This is a genomic window from Dyella sp. (genome assembly GCF_035685805.1).
In the GTDB taxonomy this organism is placed as follows: Bacteria; Pseudomonadota; Gammaproteobacteria; order Xanthomonadales; family Rhodanobacteraceae; genus Dyella_A.
On the sequence record NZ_DASSAB010000046.1, the window covers coordinates 1 to 14182 of the forward strand.

Annotated in this window: 17 protein-coding genes; 11 read left to right on the forward strand and 6 right to left on the reverse strand. The window is 66.8% G+C overall.

The window, feature by feature from the left end:
* From VFG40_RS14280 to VFG40_RS14295, 4 genes are all read left to right on the forward strand, one after another.
* Positions 1-741, forward strand: a 741-nt coding sequence (locus VFG40_RS14280; protein ID WP_324898661.1) for a hypothetical protein, incomplete at its 5' end; no start/stop codon positions are given.
* A gap of 176 nt (positions 742-917) precedes the next feature.
* Positions 918-1202 (forward strand): hypothetical protein, encoded by a 285-nt coding sequence (locus tag VFG40_RS14285; RefSeq protein ID WP_324898663.1) that lies wholly within the window; start codon positions 918-920, stop codon positions 1200-1202.
* A 68-nt stretch (positions 1203-1270) separates the two neighbouring features.
* The gene (locus VFG40_RS14290) at positions 1271-1771 is read left to right on the forward strand and encodes a hypothetical protein (protein ID WP_324898665.1); all 501 of its coding nucleotides are present in this window, start codon (positions 1271-1273) and stop codon (positions 1769-1771) included.
* Between the two features lie 406 nt (positions 1772-2177).
* Positions 2178-2438: a hypothetical protein gene (locus VFG40_RS14295; protein ID WP_324898667.1), complete on the forward strand. Its 261-nt coding sequence runs from the start codon at positions 2178-2180 to the stop codon at positions 2436-2438.
* Between the two features lie 555 nt (positions 2439-2993).
* Here the strand turns inward: VFG40_RS14295 and VFG40_RS14300 are convergent.
* Positions 2994-4001 (reverse strand): zinc-dependent alcohol dehydrogenase family protein, encoded by a 1008-nt coding sequence (locus tag VFG40_RS14300; RefSeq protein ID WP_324898669.1) that lies wholly within the window; start codon positions 3999-4001, stop codon positions 2994-2996.
* Between the two features lie 92 nt (positions 4002-4093).
* Here VFG40_RS14300 and VFG40_RS14305 point away from each other — a divergent pair, with 92 nt between their 5' ends.
* The 3 genes from VFG40_RS14305 (at position 4094) to VFG40_RS14315 (ending at position 6454) form a co-directional block, all read left to right on the forward strand.
* Positions 4094-4978 carry a LysR family transcriptional regulator gene (locus tag VFG40_RS14305; protein WP_324898670.1) on the forward strand — a complete coding sequence of 295 codons (885 nt, stop codon included), beginning with the start codon at positions 4094-4096 and terminating at the stop codon, positions 4976-4978.
* A 271-nt stretch (positions 4979-5249) separates the two neighbouring features.
* Positions 5250-5738, forward strand: a complete 489-nt coding sequence (locus tag VFG40_RS14310) for a hypothetical protein (protein WP_324898671.1) — start codon at positions 5250-5252, stop codon at positions 5736-5738.
* Positions 5739-6070: 332 nt separating this feature from the next.
* A complete protein-coding gene (locus VFG40_RS14315) occupies positions 6071-6454 on the forward strand; it encodes a VOC family protein (protein ID WP_324898672.1) in 384 nt (127 codons plus the stop codon).
* 1 nt (position 6455) lies between these two features.
* Here the strand turns inward: VFG40_RS14315 and VFG40_RS14320 are convergent, their stop codons facing one another.
* Positions 6456-7610, reverse strand: a complete 1155-nt coding sequence (locus VFG40_RS14320) for a GGDEF domain-containing protein (protein WP_324898674.1) — start codon at positions 7608-7610, stop codon at positions 6456-6458.
* Between the two features lie 115 nt (positions 7611-7725).
* On the opposite strand from VFG40_RS14320, the gene VFG40_RS14325 reads away from it, so the two are divergent.
* On the forward strand, positions 7726-8118 hold the full coding sequence (locus tag VFG40_RS14325; RefSeq protein WP_324898676.1) for a GFA family protein: 393 nt from the start codon (positions 7726-7728) through the stop codon (positions 8116-8118).
* A gap of 32 nt (positions 8119-8150) precedes the next feature.
* On the opposite strand, the gene VFG40_RS14330 is transcribed toward VFG40_RS14325, so the two are convergent.
* Positions 8151-8819 (reverse strand): UdgX family uracil-DNA binding protein, encoded by a 669-nt coding sequence (locus VFG40_RS14330; protein ID WP_324898677.1) that lies wholly within the window; start codon positions 8817-8819, stop codon positions 8151-8153.
* A 263-nt stretch (positions 8820-9082) separates the two neighbouring features.
* Between VFG40_RS14330 and VFG40_RS14335 the strand changes: the two genes are divergently transcribed.
* Positions 9083-9826, forward strand: a complete 744-nt coding sequence (locus VFG40_RS14335; protein ID WP_324898678.1) for a MauE/DoxX family redox-associated membrane protein — start codon at positions 9083-9085, stop codon at positions 9824-9826.
* A gap of 87 nt (positions 9827-9913) precedes the next feature.
* On the opposite strand, the gene VFG40_RS14340 is transcribed toward VFG40_RS14335, so the two are convergent.
* Positions 9914-10378 carry a nuclear transport factor 2 family protein gene (locus VFG40_RS14340; protein WP_324898680.1) on the reverse strand — a complete coding sequence of 155 codons (465 nt, stop codon included), beginning with the start codon at positions 10376-10378 and terminating at the stop codon, positions 9914-9916.
* A gap of 147 nt (positions 10379-10525) precedes the next feature.
* A complete protein-coding gene (locus VFG40_RS14345; protein ID WP_324898682.1) occupies positions 10526-11446 on the reverse strand; it encodes an AraC family transcriptional regulator in 921 nt (306 codons plus the stop codon).
* 129 nt (positions 11447-11575) lie between these two features.
* Here VFG40_RS14345 and VFG40_RS14350 point away from each other — a divergent pair, with 129 nt between their 5' ends.
* Positions 11576-12112, forward strand: a complete 537-nt coding sequence (locus tag VFG40_RS14350; protein WP_324898684.1) for a carboxymuconolactone decarboxylase family protein — start codon at positions 11576-11578, stop codon at positions 12110-12112.
* 56 nt (positions 12113-12168) lie between these two features.
* On the opposite strand, the gene VFG40_RS14355 is transcribed toward VFG40_RS14350, so the two are convergent.
* Positions 12169-12918 (reverse strand): SDR family oxidoreductase, encoded by a 750-nt coding sequence (locus VFG40_RS14355; protein ID WP_324898685.1) that lies wholly within the window; start codon positions 12916-12918, stop codon positions 12169-12171.
* A 118-nt stretch (positions 12919-13036) separates the two neighbouring features.
* On the opposite strand from VFG40_RS14355, the gene VFG40_RS14360 reads away from it, so the two are divergent.
* On the forward strand, positions 13037-13951 hold the full coding sequence (locus VFG40_RS14360; protein ID WP_324898686.1) for a LysR family transcriptional regulator: 915 nt from the start codon (positions 13037-13039) through the stop codon (positions 13949-13951).
* The last annotated feature ends 231 nt before the right edge of the window (positions 13952-14182 follow it).

Here is a 14182-nt window from a genome sequence, read left to right on the forward strand (position 1 = left end):
CGCCGCCGCTTAACTCAAGCGTTAGACCGCACGGAGCGATCAAGGATGTCCAAGAGCACACCTCTGCCCGGGTACAAGACAACCAAACCGGCCATCCCCGCCATCAAGTCCATGTTTCGGGAGCTCGGTGCACAAGACGCGTGCATTCAACTGCAAGAGCTGTGTGCCGTTTACATGCAGAATTCCGCAGCGGCCACTAATGCCCCGCTCGACGCATTTCTCCACCTGCTGTACCAAGGCAATGGCATTCCACACGGCACCTTATCCTTCAGTGAGCTCCGACAGCTCAGTGCAAAGAGCTATATTGTTCTCACGTACGCATTGTTCGAGAAAATGCTTCTTGAGGTCATTGATTACGTTAAATCATCTATCCCGGGGTCAGCCGCAGCATGGGTCACTAAGTCAGCCACTGGCGGGCGGCTTCCTCCGCTGCTCGAGCTCGCCGCCAATCTTCCGGCCGCAGAGCGCCAGAGCTTAGAAGGCGTGCCAGAATTCCGGTTATTCGAGCACTACCGCGCCGTTCGCGTGGCCAATTCGCATGTCGTGGGTAACACAGCCAACAAGGCGCAGGTGGCCTTCGGCCTACTCAGCAACAACGACCTGTCGCACTTCACCCATTGCTATGAGTTGCAGGCGCCAAATCCTGCCAGTGATATCACGTTTCAAGATTTCCGGCTATTCACCCGGGCAATTAAGTACTACAGCAGGCTTGTAAACGAGGCTGCGCGTAGTGCGGCCTAACAGTTCGTCAAAACGGACTGGCGGAAAAGCGCCGCCAGCAGCTTAAATCCAGCGTTAGCGACAGGGAAAGAAGGATGCACACTCGAACAATAGCGTTTGTAGCTTGCGCTGCGTTGCCTCTTTCAGCGCACGCGGTGGACACGCAGAGCACCGCAATGAGTGCTCAGTGCCAGGCAATGATCAAGCATCACTGGAATACCATGCATGTCGTCATAGGCAGTGGCACGCTCCAAACGAAAGCCGACGAGAGGCCAGATACTATGCAGGTCATGTTAGTCAATGACTTGACCAAGGATCAAAGCGAAATTTCTGACGATGGCCAGACCATCTATGCATCCTCAGATACCATTTCCAACAAAGCAGAACTCCAACATCTGATTTTTACGGCCTTGGAGCGGCGGATTGCCAAGGGTTCCGGCGTCTCGTGCCCCGGCATCCAGGCGTTCCTCGACAGCCGCTAACCAATCGTCCAAGCGGACGGCGTACCGCCGCCGCTTAACTCAAGCGTTGGGCCCCGGAAAAGACCGCAATGCTCGCCGTAACAGCACTCGACGAACTGCTGCAGGCCGTACCTGACAAGACAACGGCTCAATCCGTTGTGGTCGGGATCGACGGCTTCGACGGAACCGGGAAGACAACGCTTGCATATGCACTTGCGGAACGGCTTGGCGGCATACGAGTCGGACTGGACAGCTACGTCGAAAAGGACAGAGAAGCGGAGCGCTACGTTGGTCTGCTGCGTCTCGATGCTCTACAGCGGGATTTGAACGGCCTTTCTCGCTGCTTCTCACACATCATCGTGGATGGAGTCTGTCTACTCGAAGCCTTCGAGAGACTTGGCTGCACGCCCGACTACCTCGTTTACGTTAAGAAGATTTCCCCGCAGGGCCTGTGGCACGACGGATTTCACTTGGAAGCTTACGAAGCTAGTGAAGCGGGTAGCTGGCTGGCCAGCTCCGTGTACAGCTACCATCGGGTTTACGAACCGCAGCTCAAGGCAGCGGCCTGCTACAGCTGGGCCAGGGCCTAACAATTCGTCCAAGCCAACGCCCTTCACGGCGCGGCTTAACGCAGGTGTTAGGTGTCATGCTGTTACTTCGCGCAAGCCTAGAAGCCTCGGAGGCAAATCCCCGCTGCGCCGCTGGTGCAAAGATTGCCGCTCTGCTGTTCGTAGCGGCATCCGATATGGAGGCAGCTGAAGAGCGAGCTTCTGCTGAGCTGGGCGGCAAGGGCTGGAGTCGCATGGAGACTGAGCGCACCAAAGAGGTGACCATCCATGGTCAATACGAAAAGCCGGGAAGACGCTGTGGGCGAGGCTCCCAGAGATGCGCAAGCGTCGGGCCTTGGGTTCGTGCCTTATCCGATACTTGGCACATAACATCTCGCCCGGGGCGGACGGCTACACCGCCGCCCAAGTCAAGCATCAGGCACGAAGCATGATCAGTCGCGATTCGAACCCTTTAGGCTGGTCCTTCCTGCTAGACGAATTAGCAGACGCGCACGAGCACCTGGGCAACCTTCTCGGACAGATCCAAACCGACCGTGGGTACTCAGAAACAGAGTTCCGCACCGACCTCGGCCACGTCTATGCTCACCTGAACCGTGCATGGCGCCGGCGGGACGTTCCGGAGGACTTCACCAGCCAAGAGTGGCAACAGGCTGGAGCTTTCCCGGACGACATCGAGCCTGTCGCCTAACCATTCATTCAACCGGACGCGCGTGCCGTGCGCTGCTCAAATGCTAGCTTTAGCCGCCATGAGACTGAGTTCGCTAGCCAAACTTCTCTCCAGTGCAATGCCTGTCGGCGACTTCTCTGCAGAGATTTCCCGGGAGCTCGCTGAGCACACCCGCGGCCTTGCCGCGTTGGGTTGCTCTGCCCACGTTACGCTTATAGAGGACGCCGATCTCATTCTCGATCGCGCTGGGCTCGGCGTCCTCTGCCGACTTTTCGCATCTGGTCAGCTGACCGCGGCTGAGCTCGCCTACACTGCTGACGCCCTGCAAATGGCCGAGCGCGTTGTGCTCTCTGGCCCTGACATCGCCAATGACCTCGCAGAGTGCACAGACCCGGAAATAAACGGGCCGCTTACCGTTGCGAGGGCGCTAGAGATCGCAGGTGATGGCGCTGCGGCCTAACAACTCCGAAACCGCGTCAGAGTGCAGTTTCTTTGAAGCCAAGCCCATGAGTGCACGTCGTTTGGCGGCATAACTCCAAACCAACGACGCGCTGCTGAAGCAGCGCCTTCGTTGTTTCAGCCCGCCACATCCACCACCACTTTGCCTGCAGCTTTCCCGCTCTCGATCAGCTGATACGCCTGCTCTGCCTCCGCCAGGGTGAAGCGCTGCGGGTCGAGGTGGGTGCGCAGCTGGCCTTGCTCTACGAGCCGGGTCGCCTCGCGCAGGATCTCGCCGTGGTGGGCACGGCCCTGGCCGGTGAGCAGCGGGCGCAGGGTGAACACGCCGGAATAGGTGCCGGCGCGGAACGACAGCGGCGCCAGCGCGTGCGTGCCCCAGCCGAGCGCGCTGACAACGTGACCGTGATACGTGCGCACCGCTTCGAACGAGGCGTCCAGCGTGGCGCCGCCCACGGTGTCGTAGATGACGTCGAAGCCCTCACCGTCGGTGTGCTGCTGCACGTACTCGGCGACCGGCGTGGTGGCGTAATCGATCGCGGTGGCGCCGTAGCCTTCGATCATCGGCTTCTGCGCGGCGGTGCCGGTGGCGAACACCTCGGCGCCGTGGGCGCGGGCGAGCTGCACGGCCAGATGGCCCACGCCGCCGGCGCCGCCGTGTACCAGCACGCGCTGGCCGTCACGCACGCGAGCACGATCCACCAGCCCCTCGTACGCGGTGATGAAGCCCAGCGGCAGCGCCGCCGCCTCGCGCATCGAGAGATTGGTCGGCTTGGGCCCCAGCAGCGCGGCATCCACCGCGGCGTATTCGGCCAGCGAGCCCTGCACACCGGCGACGCCGCCGGTCATGCCGTAGACGGTGTCGCCGATGCGCCAGCTGTCCACATCCGGGCCCAGCGCCACGACCGTGCCTGCGAGGTCGATGCCGAGCACTGCCGGCAGCGGATGTTTCGCGTGGGCGGCCTTGCCGGCGCGGATCTTGGTATCCAGCGGGTTGAGGCCGGCGGCGGCCACGCGCACCAGCACCTGGCCCGGGCCGGGAACCGGCACCGCGAGGTTCACGAGGCGCAGCGGGGTGTCTATCTGCTCGGCAACGGCGGCTTGCATGGTGGCGGGAATCAGGTTCATGGCGAGGTCTCCATCAGGAAGGTGGGTTCATGGTGAACCCGCATGCGATGCATGGAAATCGACGTTTTCGTTTTGTTTCCATGCAAAATTGCATGGAACATGACTGTTCGGAGTCGGTGATGGATTGGAGCGACGTGCGCATCTTTCTCGCCATTGCGCGCGAGGGCTCGCTGGGCGCCGCGGCGCGTGCGGTCGGACAGACCCAGCCGACCATGGGACGGCGCCTGCGCGCGCTGGAGGCGGCGGTGGGACAGACGCTGTTCCAGCGCACCGCCGACGGCTTCGTGCTGACCGACGAGGGCATGGCGGTGATGGCCAGCGCCGAACGCATGGAGGAAGAAGCGCTCGCCTTCGAGCGCGCGCTGGCCTGCCGCGAAAGCACGCTGAGCGGCACCCTGCGGCTGGCGGCCTCGGACTGGTTCGGCAGCTACGTGCTCACGCCGGTGCTGGCCGAGTTCGCCAGGCGACACCCGGCGGTGACGGTGGAGCTGCTCACGGATACGCGCCTTTACAGCCTGGCGCGGCGCGAGGCGGACCTGGCGTTCCGCATCACGGCGTTCGACGAGCCGGACGTGATCTCGCGGCGCCTCTTGCGCATGCCCTACGCGCTATATGCCGCCGAAGGCACGCCGCGCCCGCGCAAGGGTGGCCGCGGCGCCCGCCTGGTCACCATGAACGCTGCCTTCGGTGGCATGCCCGACGTGGGCTGGCTGAAAAAACACCTGCCGCAGGCGACCGTGGCTTTCACCAGCAACAACCGCGAAGCGCAGGCGCGCATGTGCGCCGAAGGGATCGGCCTGGCGGTGCTGCCGGTGGCGCTGGGCGACGCATTTCCCGCCTTGCGCCGCGTGGCGCTGGCAGAGCCGCCCCCGTCGCGCGATACGTGGCTGGGGTACCACAAGGATCTCAAGCGGCTCCATCGCCTGCGCAGCCTGCTGGAGCTGCTCAACGGGCATTTTGCCGACGCGACAAGTTGACGATCCGCAGCGAGCGCAGGCGTCGGCACCCGTCAACACGGCGGTGCCGCGCCGTGTAGTGCCGCACGGGTTTCGCATCGCGGACACCTTCGTCTCGCGCCGGAGCCGAAACTTTGCCGCTGCTTTCATACCGTGCCGCGTAACGTGTGGACGGTGCAACGGCAAGCGCTCAGGCGCAGCCACCGCCTACTCCACACCCACTCGTGAGACGAGGCGTTACACCCGGCGTGCCCGGGTTTTCGCTGTCTCCACGCCACGGAGGAAACACCCCATGAAAACACTTATTTCCAGCACGGTTCTGGCATCGGCTCTTGGCTTGGCGCTCTGCGGAAGCCCGTCCACCGCACAAGCCGATGACCTGTCCAACGCGCAGATGAACTGCACCATGGACTTCACCCTGTCAGGCTGGTCCGCCGTCTACAAGACTGCCAACGGCAAGGGCGAACTCACCTGCGGCGGCAAGACGGTTCCGGTGACACTGAGCGCCGAGGGCGGCGGTTTGACCGTGGGCAAGTACAAGATCACCGATGGCCAGGCCACCTTCTCCAACGTCAACACGATGCAGGAAGTGTTCGGTGACTATGCGATGGCCTCGGCCCACGCCGGCGTAGTGAAGAGCGCCCGCACGGCCGTGATGTCCAAGGGCAGCGTCACCATGGCGTTGACCGGCACCGGCAACGGCTGGGACATCGGTGTCGGCTTCGGCCAGTTCACCATCAAGCCTGCCGTGGCTGCCGGCATGGATACTGTCGCGCAGTAACCCGGCCGAGCCGGCGAAGGTTAGATACACCTGACCTACAGAGCCCCGTCATGCCGGCGTGTGCCGGCATGACGGGGCAGGAACAAAAAAGGGCCGCCATAGCGGCCCTTTTTTTGCGTCTAGGAATGGGCGGCATCCTCCATCGTGTCCATCACGGGCGAGGCGAGCCGCTGGATGTCCGTGCAGAGGCCGGGCGCAGGACGATGGCAGCCGGTGGCGGCCGGCGCCGTCATTTCAATTGCAGCGGCAGGCGACCAGCCGCATGCGCTACCCACGGCAGCACATGCACAATGCGTGCGATCAGGCCAGGGCGCCGGCGACAGGAGACGGGCATGCACCGCTTGTGGACGATCATCGGCGTCGCCGACGTGGCGCGCAGCGTCGCGTGGTACCAGGCGCTGCTCGGGTTGCCCGGGGTTGCACCGGCGCATGACTACTTCGGCCAAGTTGTCGCATCCGACGGCACGGTGCTGCTGTGCCTGCACCGCTGGGGCGACCACGACCATCCGCCGCTCGCCGACGCCACCGCGGCTATGCCCGGGCACGGGCTGCTGCTGTTCTTCCGGCTGGATGATTTCGACCGCGCCCTGGCACGCGCTCGCGCCGTCGCCACGCTGGAAGAGGAGCCGCACGTGAACCCGGGCACCGGCACGCGCGAGTGTGCTCTGCGCGATCCCGACGGCTACTACGTGATGCTGAGCGAGCTGTCGGCGTAGATCATGCCAGCGCCACGCGATTGCGCCCCGCGTGCTTGGCGGCGTAAAGCGCGTGGTCGGCGCGCCCGACCAATTCCTCGAAGCGGGCACCGTCGTTCCAGGGGCCCACGGCGACCCCGACGCTGGTCGTGACGATGACCGCGCCGGCCGGGGTCGCCACCGGGCTGTCGCTTACCAGCGCGCGCAGGCGCTCGCCGACGGCCGCCGCCGCTCCCCGCGGCACTGGCCACACCAGCATGAATTCCTCGCCTCCGGTGCGCGCCAGCAGCTCGTCTGCCGAAGCGCCCGCACGCAGGCGCCGGGCCACCTCGGCCAGCACTTCGTCGCCCACCTGGTGTCCGTGGCGGTCGTTGATCAGCTTGAACTCGTCCAGATCCAGCAGCGCCACGGCCACGTCCACCTCGTCGCGATCGCCGGACGCCGGGCGGCGCAGACGGTCCAGCCGTGAGCGCAGGCCGCGTCGGTTCAGCAGGCCGGTAAGCGGATCGAAGTCCGCCAGCACGGCCAGCTCGTCGCGCAGCGAGCTGTTCACCAGCACCAGCATGGCGAAACCCTCGGCCACCACCAGCAGCAGCGTCACCATCAGCCAGCGTTCGTTGGCGGCGTTGAGTTGCTCGACCGACAGGCCGATCGGCATCACGGATGCAGCACGGGCCAGCGCCACCGCGGCCGCCACGCCCAGCACCGCTGCCATCAGGGTCAGCGCGCCGCTGCCACCTGCATCGCGGGCCCGCCAGGCAAGCCATGCGGCCCGGGCCAGCGCCAGCCCCATCACTGCCTGCGTCGCGCAAAGCGACCACCACAGCGACTGGCCGGTCTGCAGCAGCGTCAGCGAAAGTGCGGTCATCACGCCGAACACCGACGCCAGCCCCAGCCACGGCACGCGCCGGCCGATGAAGGCATACATGCCTGCCAGCATCAGCAGCCCCTGCAATACCCCGCCCAGGTGGCCCGGCGGCTTGGACGCCGGCACGCTCCACACTGCCGCCACGGCCAGCCGCGTAGCCTGCCCGAGCAAGGAGGCCATGAACGCACTGGACCACAGCCACAGCCCCGGCTTGCGCGTGGTCCAGCCGCCCGCCAGCGTGAACAGCGCAGTCAATCCGGACAGCGCCAGGTAGACGCTGAGCAGCGTGTCGGTATCGAGCGGTGCCACGCTGCCTCCCCCGGGCTGGTGTGGCGGCATCATGCCCACAGTCAGGCCGCAAAAGAAACGGGCGGGCAACCGCCGCAACCTTGCACACCATGACCTTTCCCGGCTGGAGGCGACGATGGATTCTTTCACTGGCGGGTGCCTGTGCGGCGACGTCCGCGTCGTCGCCGAGGGCCGGCCCTACCGGGTCGGCCTGTGCCACTGCATGGACTGCCGCAAGCACCACGGCGCGCTGTTCTTCGCCGCCGCGATGTTTCCGCAGGGGGCAGTAAGCATCACTGGCGAGACCGGCGCCTACCGGGGACGCCACTTCTGCCCGCGCTGCGGCTCCTCGGTGTTCGCCCACTACGGCGACGAGATCGAACTGCACCTGGGCGCGCTGGATGCGCCCGATCAACTGGTGCCCACCTATGAGAACTGGACTGTGCGCCGCGAGCACTGGCTGCCGCCGTTTACGCTGGCGCACCACTACCCGCGCGACCGCCAGGGCAGCGGTCGGCGCGAGGACTGAAGCGTGCCCGGCCGTACCTGGCGACAGCTCGCTCAGCCCGCGTCGAGCGCCCTGGCGACGCGCTGCAGATCGCCCACCAGCTCGGCGTAGCGGGCGTCGCGCTCTTGCGCGTAGCGTAGCCGCAGCAGCGCCGACGGATGCCACGTGGCGAGCCCGCGCGTGTCGGGCGCCAGCTCGCGCCACTCACCGCGCTCGTGGCTGATGCGGAAGGCGTTGCCGAACATCGTCTGCGCCGCCATCGCGCCCAGCCCCACCAGCAGGCGCGGCTTCACGCGCAGCAGCTCGGCCGCCAGCCAGCGCCGGCATGCCGCCTGCTCCCCCGCGTTGGCGCGCTGGTGCAGGCGCGTCTTGCCGCGCGACGCGAACTTGAAGTGCTTGACGGCGTTGGTGATGTACAGCGCGCTGCGGTCCAGCCCCGCATCGTGCAGCGCCTGGTCCAGCAGGTGACCGGACGGGCCGACGAACGGGCGACCCTCGAGATCCTCGCGCGAGCCGGGCTGCTCGCCGATCAGCATGACCGCCGCAGACGCCGGGCCCTCGCCGAACACGGTCTGGGTGGCATGCTCCCACAGCGGGCAGGCACGGCAGTCGGCCGCCTTGCGGCGCAGAGACCCCAGCGCGCCCGCGGGGATCTCCGCCGCCCGTTTGGCCAGCGGAATCCGCGGCCCGGATCCCGCCTGTTTGCGCGACAGCTTGCTCACGGCCGCAACGTGGCATCGGTGGCGTGGATACCGGGTCAAGCCGCCGACAACGGCGGCGAGCTGCAGCCACCGCGTGGCCCAAGACGGAGGCCGAAACACCCGCAGCCCGGATGCCACGGCGGGCCACACGCCCCGACCCTTTGCGCGTTCACGAGGCCGTGCGACCCAATTGCTTAGTGATGGCCTGACGGGCGCACCGCGTTGCCGCTAGCCACGGGCGGCGGCGCGGTGTGCCCGACCCACGCCCGAAGCGGAGACCGCCCATGCACGCCTCAACCAAAGATCGCGCCGACCTGTACCGGATGGTCATGGACAAGCACATCTGCCCGTTCGGCCTGAAGTCGCTGCACCTGCTCAAGTCCAAGGGCTATGACGTGCACGACCACTGGTTGACCACGCGCGCCGAAACCGAGGCGTTCAAGCGCGAGCACGACGTAGACACCACGCCGCAGACGTTCATCAACGGCCGGCGCATCGGCGGCCACGATGCGCTGCGCAAGCACCTGGGCAAGCCGGTGAAGGATCCCGATGCGGTCACCTATACCCCGGTGCTGGCGGTATTCATCACGGCGGCGCTGATGGCGATGGCCGCCAGCTGGGCAACCCAGGGTTCGCCGCTCAGCGTGCGTGCGGTGGAGTGGTTCATCGCGTTCTCCATGTGCATCCTGGCCATCCAGAAGCTGCGCGACCTGGAGAGCTTCGCGACCATGTTCCTGGGCTATGACCTCGCGGCCCGCCGGTGGGTGCCTTACGCCTACATGTACCCGTTCGGCGAGGCGCTCGCCGGCATCCTGATGATCGGCCACCTGGCGCCGTGGCTGTCGATACCGGTGGCGCTGCTGATCGGCAGCATCGGCGCGGTGTCGGTGTTCTACGCGGTCTATGTGCAGAAACGCGAACTGAAGTGCGCCTGCGTCGGCGGCAACTCCAACGTGCCGCTGGGCTTCGTGTCGCTTACGGAAAACCTGCTGATGGTGGCGATGGCCGTCTGGATGGCCATCGCCTGACGACATGGACGCCAGCTCGCTGCCCTGCTGCCTTGGGCGCAACAAGCACTGCCAGTTGCGCCGCGGCAGGCAGCGGCGCGCTCCGCTCTAGAACCCCAGCTCGCTCAGCCCCGGGTGATCGTCCGGGCGCCGGCCCAGTGGCCAGTGGTACTTGCGGTCGGCCGCGGCAATCGGCGCGTCGTTGATGCTGGCGATGCGCAGGCGCATCAGGCCGTTCTCGTCGAACTCCCAGTTCTCGTTGCCGTAGCTGCGGTACCATTGGCCGCTGTCGTCGTGCCACTCGTACGCGAAACGCACGGCGATGCGGTTGTCGTGGAACGCCCACAGCTCCTTGATCAGCCGGTACTCCAGCTCGCGCTGCCACTTGCGGGTGAGGAACGCCTCGATCGCCTCGCGGCCCTGCAGGAACTCGGCGCGGTTGCGCCAGCGGCTGTCCGGCGAATAGGCCTGCGCCACCCTCGCGGGATCGCGGCTGTTCCAGCCGTCTTCGGCCAGGCGGGCTTTCAGGCGGGCGCTTTCTTCATCAAACGGCGGGAGCGGGGGGCGTTGCATGGGGCTCTCCTTCGGCGGCAAAGATGCTGGACGAAGTCTGCGCGCCTGGCACGCTCCCCGCCAAGGCGACCTTGGTCCGGTCCTGCGGCGGCGGGCGCATGCGGCGCTGCGTTTTCCAGCGGCCGGGAGGTGCCCTGCGCCAACCGCTCAGCCGGCCGCCGCGGTGGCTGTCTTGCGCCACGCGGCGGGGGTGGCCCCGTGCACCCGCTTGAACGCCTGCCCGAAGGCGGCGCGCGAGGTGTACCCGCTGGCCTCCGCCACGAGCTCGATCGGACGCGGCGTCTCGCGCAGCAGTCGCGCCGCCAGATCCATGCGCACGGCGGTGACCACGTCCATCGGCGTCATCGGCGCCAGCTCGGCAAAGTGCCGGGCAAAGCTGGCCCGCGACATGCGGCTGGCCGCCGCCATGCGCTCGAGCGTCCACGGCTCGGCCGGTGCGGCGATCACCGCCGCCAGTGCGGGCGCCACGCGCGCGTCGGCCAGCAGCGCCAGCAACCCGTGCTGCAGCGCGCCTTCGGCCATCAGCGTGCGCACCACCAGGGTGAACAGCGAGGCGGACAGCTGCGCAATCACCGCATCGCCGCCGGGCGCGGACTGCACGCTCTCGTGGCGCATCATCTGCATCAGCGCGTGCAGCCCGGCGTAGTCGTCGCGGCCGCGGGTGGACAGAAACACCACCTCCGGCAGTGCCTGCAGCAGCAGCGCGTGGTGCTGGCCCATCTCGAATGTGCCGCAAAGCACGTCGAAATCGCTATGTGGCGCGGCGCTGGTGATCTCGATGACCCGCCCCAGCGCCCGGCGCTGCTCGGGATATGTGGCGCTGGCGCCATCGGCGTGGCGCATGGTGTGCGCCGAGCCGCGCGGGAGCAGCACCAGGTCACCGGCCACGAACGTGCGCCGCTCGTGCCCTACCTCCAGCACGCCCTCGCCCGCCAGCACCACGTGGTACGGCACCTGCCCGGGTGCGGTGGCGCGTTGCGGCACCGACCACTGCCCGGCGAAGCGGCACAGCAGGTCCACCCGCCCGCGCAGGCCCATCGATGCCACCAGCGCACTCAGACTGTCCATCGACCACCTCAAGACGAACGCAACCAGGATCGAGACGCGCGAGACACGACGGCGCGAGCGTCATCCCTAGCATTTTCTCCACCGGCAGACGCCCACGGCAAATGCCATCGCTAGCCAAGGAGAAGTTCCATGACCCGTCTCAACACCCCCGCGATCGACCAGGCCACCGGCACCACCGCCGAGCTGTTCGCCACCGTCAAGCGCAACATCGGCAAGGTGCCGAACCTGTACGCCACCATCGGCGGCAACGCGCCGGACGTGCTGGCCCACGTGCTGTCCACCGGTGCCACGCTCGGCCGCAGCACCCTTTCACGACGCGAGCAGGAGGCCATCAACCTCGCCGTGAGCGAGGCCACCGGCTGTGAGTACTGTGTGGCCGCCCACACCCTGACCGGCACCCTGGCCGGCTACACCACCCAGCAGACGCGCGCCCTGCGCGGCGGCAGCTACCCCGACGATGCGCGGATCGACGCGCTGGTGACATTCGCGCTGCACCTGGTGCGCGAGCGCGGCACGCTGGACGCCGACGCCGTCGATGCGCTCAAGGCCGCCGGCTTCACCGATCGCCAGCTGGTGGAGATCCCGCTGGTGGTCAGCGCGATCCTGTTCACCAACATGGTCAACCGCATCAACGACACCACCCTGGACTTCCCCAAGGTGGCGTGAGCGGGCTGACACCGTGTCCACGCAACCGGGCGCCGCGAGGCGCCCGGTTGATCATTTCAGAGCTGGCTCATGCCGCCGTCGATGACGATCTCGCTGCCGACGATGAACGCGGACTCCGGCGAGGCCAGGTGCAGCACGGTGGCGGCAATCTCCTCCGGCGTACCGAAGCGGCCCAGCGGCACCTGCGCCTGGATCTGCGCTGCGGTCGCTTCCAGCGTGGCCTGATCCATGCCGAGCTTGCCGTACAGCGGCGTGGCTACCGGGCCCGGGCTCACCACGTTGACGCGCACGCCGCGCGGCAGCAGTTCGGACGACAGCGTCTTGGCCAGCGAAATCAGCGCAGCCTTGCTCGCCGCATACACCGACGAGTTCGGCATGCCGATGTGCGCGTTGATCGATCCGTTGATGACGATCGACGCGCCGCTGGCGAGCAGCGGCAACAGCGCCTGCAGTTGGAAGTAGGCGCCCTTCACGTTGGTGTCGAAGCTCTGGTCCCACAGCGACTCGTCCACCGCCTCGAACGGGGCGAACTTCGCGCTGCCGGCGTTGATGAACACGCCGTCGAGCTGGATCGACTGCGCGGCGAGATCCTTGGCCAGTTGCCGGGCCTCGGCGACCGAGCCGGCGTGATTGCGCAGCGCGATGGCCGTGCTGCCAAGCTGCGACAGCGCTTGCGACAGTGCGGTGGCATCGCGGCCGGTGATCACTACGCGGGCGCCTTCGGCGGCGAAAGCCTTGGCCGCGGCCAGGCCGATGCCGCTGCTGCCGCCGGTGACGAGGATGGATTTGTTGGCGAAGCGGTTCATGACGGACTCCTTGGATGGATGGACGTTCGAGAGGGGGTTTGAACGTGAGTCCATACTGCGCCGTGCCCTGCGGCGTGCCGTACCATCGTGTCGACGAATACGTTCGAATAGGTTGCACATGTTGACCGACGACGAACTGGCCCTGCTCGAGGCGATCCGCGAAACCGGCAGCCTCTCGCGCGCGGCGGCGCGACTGGGTCGCGCGCCCTCCACCGTGTCGCACGCTGCACGGCAACTGGAGGCGCGCTTCGACGCGTTGCTGTTCGACCGTCGTCGATACCGCCTGCAGCTCACCCCGGCCGGTCACCTGCTTGCACAAGAAGCGGCGCGGCTGATGCACGACGTGGCCCGTCTCACCCGTCGGGTGAAGCAGGTGGCCGGCGGCTGGGAGGACCGCTTGCACATCGTCACCGACGAGCTGCTCGAGTTCGACACGCTGCTGCCGGTGATCCGCGCATTCGACGCGCTGGATTCGGGTGTAAGTCTGCGCGTCACCCACGAAGTGCTCGGCGGCACGTGGGAAGCGCTGCGCGAAGGCCGCGCGGACCTGGTGATCGGTGCCACCAATCAGCCCCCGGCGATGCCGCAGCTGCGCTGGTTCGAATTGGGCCGCATGGAGTGGGTCTATGCGGTTTCGCCACGGCATCCGCTGGCGACGGCGAGCGAGCCGATGACACAGGAGCGGGTCAGCGCGCATCGCTCGGTGGTGGTGGCCGACTCCTCGCGCAGCGCGGGCCGCGGCTACGGCGTGATCGGAGGGCAGGCCACGCTGGCGGTGCCGACCATGCATGCCAAGATCCTCGCCCAGCGCGACGGGCTGGGCGTCGGCTGGCTACCGCGCCATCGGGTCTCGGCCCTGCTCGAGAGCGGCGCACTGGTGGAGAAAGCCATGGCCGACCCGCGCGAACCCAACGTGCTCTATGCCGCCTGGCGCGGCGACCACGATGGCCGGGCGCTGGCGTGGTGGTTGGAGCAGATCCGTCAGCCGCGGCTGGCTGGGCGGTTGATCGATGGGGTGCCGGTGGTGGGTTGAGGGTGTCAGCCACTCCCCGCCGCGGTGGCCGACGTACCGGTCCAATCTCTTTTGCAATGCTCGCCCAGAAAAGCAAAAGGCGCGCTCGTCCGCCTTCGGCGACCGAGTCACTTTCTCTTGGGTCGCCAAGAGAAAGTAACCAAAGAGAAGGCGACCCTCCTCGGCGCTTGCCGGGCTGCGCCCGGCAAGTCCGTGAGCCGCGGCCGGGCTTTTCGACAGTGCATCCATGCA

Coding starts and splice junctions, on each gene's coding strand:
- VFG40_RS14285 (WP_324898663.1), top strand. CDS start 918: ATGATCAAGCATCACTGGAATACCATGCATGTCGTCATAGGCAGTGGC.
- VFG40_RS14290 (WP_324898665.1), top strand. CDS start 1,271: ATGCTCGCCGTAACAGCACTCGACGAACTGCTGCAGGCCGTACCTGAC.
- VFG40_RS14295 (WP_324898667.1), top strand. CDS start 2,178: ATGATCAGTCGCGATTCGAACCCTTTAGGCTGGTCCTTCCTGCTAGAC.
- VFG40_RS14300 (WP_324898669.1), bottom strand. CDS start 4,001: ATGAACCTGATTCCCGCCACCATGCAAGCCGCCGTTGCCGAGCAGATA.
- VFG40_RS14305 (WP_324898670.1), top strand. CDS start 4,094: ATGGAACATGACTGTTCGGAGTCGGTGATGGATTGGAGCGACGTGCGC.
- VFG40_RS14310 (WP_324898671.1), top strand. CDS start 5,250: ATGAAAACACTTATTTCCAGCACGGTTCTGGCATCGGCTCTTGGCTTG.
- VFG40_RS14315 (WP_324898672.1), top strand. CDS start 6,071: ATGCACCGCTTGTGGACGATCATCGGCGTCGCCGACGTGGCGCGCAGC.
- VFG40_RS14325 (WP_324898676.1), top strand. CDS start 7,726: ATGGATTCTTTCACTGGCGGGTGCCTGTGCGGCGACGTCCGCGTCGTC.
- VFG40_RS14335 (WP_324898678.1), top strand. CDS start 9,083: ATGCACGCCTCAACCAAAGATCGCGCCGACCTGTACCGGATGGTCATG.
- VFG40_RS14340 (WP_324898680.1), bottom strand. CDS start 10,378: ATGCAACGCCCCCCGCTCCCGCCGTTTGATGAAGAAAGCGCCCGCCTG.
- VFG40_RS14345 (WP_324898682.1), bottom strand. CDS start 11,446: ATGGACAGTCTGAGTGCGCTGGTGGCATCGATGGGCCTGCGCGGGCGG.
- VFG40_RS14350 (WP_324898684.1), top strand. CDS start 11,576: ATGACCCGTCTCAACACCCCCGCGATCGACCAGGCCACCGGCACCACC.
- VFG40_RS14355 (WP_324898685.1), bottom strand. CDS start 12,918: ATGAACCGCTTCGCCAACAAATCCATCCTCGTCACCGGCGGCAGCAGC.
- VFG40_RS14360 (WP_324898686.1), top strand. CDS start 13,037: ATGTTGACCGACGACGAACTGGCCCTGCTCGAGGCGATCCGCGAAACC.